Source organism: Microbacterium sp. (assembly GCF_035277845.1).
Lineage (GTDB): Bacteria > Actinomycetota > Actinomycetes > Actinomycetales > Microbacteriaceae > Microbacterium.
Map to the genome: position 1 here is coordinate 1 of NZ_DATEJS010000233.1, position 5080 is coordinate 5080.

Genomic DNA, 5080 nt, shown 5'->3' on the forward strand with positions numbered 1-5080 from the left:
TACCGGCAGGACTACAACCACGTCCGGCCGCACGAGGCGATCTCCTGGAACCGGCCCGCCGACGTCTACGCGGGCATCGCCGACCCCACCATCCCCAACTTCGAAATCAAAGAAACCCTGCCAACAACTTGACGCGGGACAAGCTGGCCCACCACGAAACCGATGACCAGCCTCGCCCACCGAATCGACACCCGGCCACCAGAATGACCGTGTCCACTATGTCCTGAGACAGGAATGTCCACTATGTCCTGAGACTCCACACCTGGCAGCGTCAGGTGGGACATCCGCAACGAGGTGTCTCACCGAGGACCCTCCCCGCGTCACAGTCCCGGACCGCCCCCGCATCCGGGAGAATGGCTCCCATGGGGACGACGAATTGATCGACGAGCTCGTCGGCACGCTGATCGTGAACATCATCGGCGAAGGGATCGCCGAAGCGTTCCGAAGCGCGTCCGTCCGCCGCAGGCAGCGACGGGGCCGGCTGAAGTGCGGCCTCCGGGTTGAGGACGGCATCCAGCCGGGCCTCACGACGGCGTGGCGCCACGGCGTCGTGACGCTCGCACCCGACCGCATCCGATTCGACGGTGCCGACATCCCCGTCCTGGCGGTCTCGCTGCCGCCGAGCGATGAGGGGCCGCGTGACCGCATCGAGCGCTCTGCCGATGCGCCGCTGTTCCGGGTCACGACATCCACCGCCCGGCTGACGTGGGCGATCCCCGTCGAGCAGGTGGATTGGGCGCTGGCGCAGATCGGGCACCTCGACGATCTCGAGCCCGACCCGGCGACCGAGACGGTCTGACCACCGCCCATCGTCGTGCGAACGGGCGTCGCCCGCGGATCGCTCGACCGGCGCCGCCCGTAACATCGGCAGCCCGCCGTCACGAGGCTCTGTAGCCTGGTTGGAGCCCGGGCTGCGACGAAAGGATGCCTTCAATTGGACTGGCAGACCTCCGAAGACACCGTGCCGTCGGCGCCGGTCACGGAGGCCGATGCCCGGCTGCTGCTCGGCCGTCCGCCGGCCACCGGCGCGTGGCAGGACGGCGACCCGGTCGGCGACCGGCGCTTCGCCGTCTTCCGCGACTTCCGCACCGAGGGCGGACGGGAGCTGCCCAGCATCCGCATCGCCTACGAGACGTGGGGGGAACTCGCGCCCGACGGCGGCAACGCGGTGCTGATCCTGCATGCGCTCACCGGCGACAGCCACGTGCGGGGGCCGGCGGGGCCCGGGCATCCGACGGCGGGATGGTGGCAGGACCTCGTCGGTCCCGGGTGCGCCATCGACACCGACCACTGGTTCGTCGTGGCTCCCAACATGCTCGGCGGATGCCAGGGCTCGACCGGCCCCGCCACCATCGCGCCGGACGGGCGCGAGTGGGGCTCCCGATTCCCGTACGTGACGATCCGCGACCAGGTGGCAGCCCTCGCCCTGCTGGCCGACCAGCTCCGCATCGGCACGTGGGCCGCCGTCATCGGCGGGTCGATGGGCGGCATGCACGCGATGGAGTGGGCGATCGGGAAGCCGGAGCGCGTCGCGCGGGTCGGCATCCTCGCTGCTCCCCCGGCGAACACGGCCGACCAGATCGCACTGAACTCGGTGCAGCTGGAGGCGATCCAGATCGACCCGCGGTTCCAGAACGGCGACTACTACGACGCCGGCGACGGCGACGGGCCCACCCGCGGCCTCGCCCTCGCGCGCCGCATGGCGCTGCTGAACTACCGCAGCCCCACCGAGCTCAACCAGCGGTTCCAGCGGTCGTGGCAGTCCGGGGTGAGTCCCCTCGGGCACGGCGGCCGCTTCGCGGTGGAGTCGTACCTCGACTTCCACGGCAACAAGTTCACCCGCCGCTTCGACGCGAACAGCTATATCCGTCTCGTCGAGGCCATGGACTCGCACGATGTCGGCCGGGACCGCGGCGGCATCGAAGAGGCCCTGCGCCGGGTCACCGCGACGGCGCTCGTGCTCGGCATCGACTCCGACCGGCTGTTCCCGGTCGACGGGCAGCACCGCATCGCGCGCAGCATCCCGAACACGCTCGACGGCGATCGCGCGGTGGTCATCACGAGCGATTTCGGCCACGACGGCTTCCTCATCGAGACCGGCGTCGTCGGACAGCATCTGCAGCGGCTGCTGGCATCCTGAGCGCATGACCGCGAGCACCGTGCCCGACTCGCCGGTCGTCCAGGCGGCCCGGGCGTACGCGGCCGGCATCCTCGACGAACCGATCCTGAACCATTCGATCCGCGTCGCGGTGTACGCGTCGGCCATCGGCGTTCACGAGGGGATCGCCGCCGACCCCGACCTCGTCTGGGTGGCGTCGCTGCTGCACGACCTCGGCACGGTGATCGGCGGCGACGAGCCGCTGCGGTTCGAGGTGGTCGGGGCCAACGCGGCGCGTCGCTTCCTCCGCGAGCACCGCCCCGAGCTCGACGCCGAGGCGGTGTGGGAGGCCGTCGCCCTGCACACGTCCCCGCACATCGCGGAGGAGCGCGGCGGTCTCACCCGCCTCGTCCGCCTCGGCGTGCGCATGGACTTCGGTGCGGACCCCCTGCCGGACGCGGAGGCGACGCGGACGGCGATCGAGCGGGACCGGCCGCGCCTGGACATCGAGTCCGCACTGGAGCGCTCGATCGTCCGCGACGCCGAGCTGCTTCCCGACAAAGCCCCGGCCAGCAGTTGGCCGCACGATCTGCTCGTCGCGCACCGCGCCGAGCGCCGCTGACCTCGGTCGGATCGCAGCCGGATCAGCTGCGCTCGTACTCCCATGGCAGCTGATCGATCCGCAGCCGGTGGCGGGAAGCGGATGCCGCCTGGACAGCGTCCGCCGACATCCCGTACTCGGCATCCCCCGCCCACATGATGAACCGTCCGCGGGCGTCGTCGCGCAGCTCGCCGGCGTACCGGCCGGGCTCCGCGGGCACCTCCGCCAGCAGGGTCTCGATGTCGCCTGCGCCGGTGAGCCCGTGCAGCGTCACCCACGTCGGCGGGTACAGCCGCAGCTCCCCGCGCCCGTGCCGGTCGAGCAGGTCGGCCGGGCGCACCCACTCCGCACCGACCGTCTCGTCGGCGGACAGCGTCAGCTCGGTGGTGTGCGGCGCCGGCGCGACGAAGAACCAGGTGCGGATGCGCGTGGACATCCCGGCCGGCGGCTCCCAGCACGACAGCGCCACCACGGCATCCGCGTCCAGGGTCAGGCCGGTCTCCTCCCACGTCTCGCGGATGCCCGCACTGCGGGCGGCCTGCCATTCGGCGTCGCCGGCATCCCCGGCCTCCACTTTGCCGCCCGGGAACACCCAGGCGCCGGCGAACGAACCGCGGTCGGGGCGCTCCAGCATGAGCACCTCCGGTCCGTGGCGGCCGTCGCGCACGACGATGACCGTCCCTGCGACGGCATCGACCGCCTCCGCTCCGGCGCCCGCGCGCGCGAGGGCGTCCTGCAGCTCACGGAGTCCGTCGCCCACGGCGTCACTCGTCGATCGCGGCCTCGAGGCGATCGATCTTCGCATCGATCTCGCCGGTGTACCCGGGACGGATGTCGGCCTTCAGCACGAGCGACACGCGCGACCCGTACGGCAGCACCGCCTCGGTGGCGCGCTTCACGACGTCGAAGACGGCATCCCACTCGCCCTCGATCTCGGTGAACATCGACGTGGTGCGGTGCGGCAGCCCCGACTCGCGAACGATCCGCACGGCCGCGGCGACGGCGTCGTGCACGGATCCGTCTTCGCGTCCGGTTCCGCTGGGGGCCACAGAGAAGGCAACGAGCATGATCCGACGCTACCCGACCGCGGCCGCGGCGTTCCTCGCCGCGAGCCACGGCACGCGCCCGCGCGTCCGCACGCGCACGAGTCGCACCACGCTCCACACCAGCATCACGCCGGCGGCGAGGTTGCGCACCGTCAGCACCAGCTCCGACATCGGGTCGCCGCTCATCACGCCCATGTACATGACGGGGTACATCACCTGCGTGAGTGCGGCGATGACGAGCCCCATCACCGCGAGGCGTCGCCATCGGCGCCGGTCGATCACGAGCCCCATCACGAGCGGCGCCACGATCCAGGTGTAGTACTGCGGCGACCCGACCTTGTTGAAGAAGATGAACGCCAGCACGAGCGAGAGGGCCAGGTCGGGGAAGAGCGCCGCGAACGACGCCCCGCGCCACGTCTTCACCGCGCCGATCACGGCGACCGCTCCGACCGCGAGCACCAGCAGCGGGGTCATCACGGCGACCACGGCGACCACGTGCGGCCCGGTGGCCTCGTACGTCAGCATGTCCGTGCTGTAGAACAGGGATGCCCCGGGCACGCGGAACACCGTCGCCCACACGTAGATGCCGCTGACGGGCGCCTCGAGCTGCAGCCCGCGGCCGGTCTGATCGCCGATGAAGCCGAACACGTACGCGGCGCCGCCGGCCGCCGCCACCGCGCCGACCGTGACCGCCGAGACGAGCGCGGCTCCCCCGATCACCGGCAGACGCCGGCGTCCGGCGAGGAGCGCCGCGGCGAGGATCGCAGCCGGCCAGACCTTCATCCACGTCGCCACCGACAGCAGGATCGATCCGACCAGCGGGCGGCCGAGCAGCCACAGACCGCCCGCCACCGCCAGGGGCACCGTGATCGCGTCGAGCCGGTACATCCCGGCGGGCCCCAGCAAGAGCATGAACCCGAGCCAGAACCACGCGGCGATGCTGCGCCCGGCCGAGCGGCCCCGGCCGACGAGCACGGCGAATCCGAGCGCGTCGCAGATCGTCACCAGCACCGCCCACGACACCGTGTACATGCCGGTGACCCAGTCGAACATGTGCGCCAGCAGCATGGGCACGAGCGCCAGCTGCGGGTAGACCCATGGCCACGTGACGCCGACGACGCCCTGGCCGCCGAGTGCGGCGTCCGACCACGGCTCGTACGCCAGGTAGACGTCGCCCATCGGCTGCGTCGGCAGCACGAAGCCGAGCACCGCGACGACGAGGTGCACGAGCACGAATGCACCCCACAGCACGACCCGTCTGGACATCACCCACATCCTACGGACGCCTCCTGAGCGTCGTCGGCTCAGCCGGCCGCGAGCGCGTCCGCGACCGCG

At 71.6% G+C, this 5080-nt stretch carries 6 protein-coding genes; 3 read left to right on the forward strand and 3 right to left on the reverse strand.

Going from position 1 to position 5080, the window contains the following annotated elements; translation table 11 throughout:
* Positions 1 to 376 precede the first annotated feature (376 nt).
* The 3 genes from VJR25_RS10135 to VJR25_RS10145 all read left to right on the forward strand — a co-directional run bounded on the left by VJR25_RS10135 (position 377) and on the right by VJR25_RS10145 (position 2720).
* The gene (locus VJR25_RS10135; RefSeq protein WP_324114851.1) at positions 377 to 799 is read left to right on the forward strand and encodes a hypothetical protein; all 423 of its coding nucleotides are present in this window, start codon (positions 377 to 379) and stop codon (positions 797 to 799) included.
* Positions 800 to 934: 135 nt separating this feature from the next.
* Positions 935 to 2140: a homoserine O-acetyltransferase MetX gene (gene metX / locus VJR25_RS10140; RefSeq protein ID WP_324114852.1), complete on the forward strand. Its 1206-nt coding sequence runs from the start codon at positions 935 to 937 to the stop codon at positions 2138 to 2140.
* Between the two features lie 4 nt (positions 2141 to 2144).
* Positions 2145 to 2720 (forward strand): HD domain-containing protein, encoded by a 576-nt coding sequence (locus VJR25_RS10145; protein ID WP_324114853.1) that lies wholly within the window; start codon positions 2145 to 2147, stop codon positions 2718 to 2720.
* 22 nt (positions 2721 to 2742) lie between these two features.
* Here VJR25_RS10145 and VJR25_RS10150 read toward each other — a convergent pair whose 3' ends face one another.
* From VJR25_RS10150 to VJR25_RS10160, 3 genes are read right to left on the reverse strand one after another with little or no spacing between them, the layout of a single operon-like run.
* On the reverse strand, positions 2743 to 3459 hold the full coding sequence (locus VJR25_RS10150) for an NUDIX hydrolase (protein WP_324114854.1): 717 nt from the start codon (positions 3457 to 3459) through the stop codon (positions 2743 to 2745).
* A 4-nt stretch (positions 3460 to 3463) separates the two neighbouring features.
* Positions 3464 to 3766 carry a thiamine-binding protein gene (locus VJR25_RS10155; protein ID WP_324114855.1) on the reverse strand — a complete coding sequence of 101 codons (303 nt, stop codon included), beginning with the start codon at positions 3764 to 3766 and terminating at the stop codon, positions 3464 to 3466.
* 9 nt (positions 3767 to 3775) lie between these two features.
* A complete protein-coding gene (locus tag VJR25_RS10160; protein ID WP_324114856.1) occupies positions 3776 to 5011 on the reverse strand; it encodes a hypothetical protein in 1236 nt (411 codons plus the stop codon).
* Positions 5012 to 5080 lie beyond the last annotated feature (69 nt).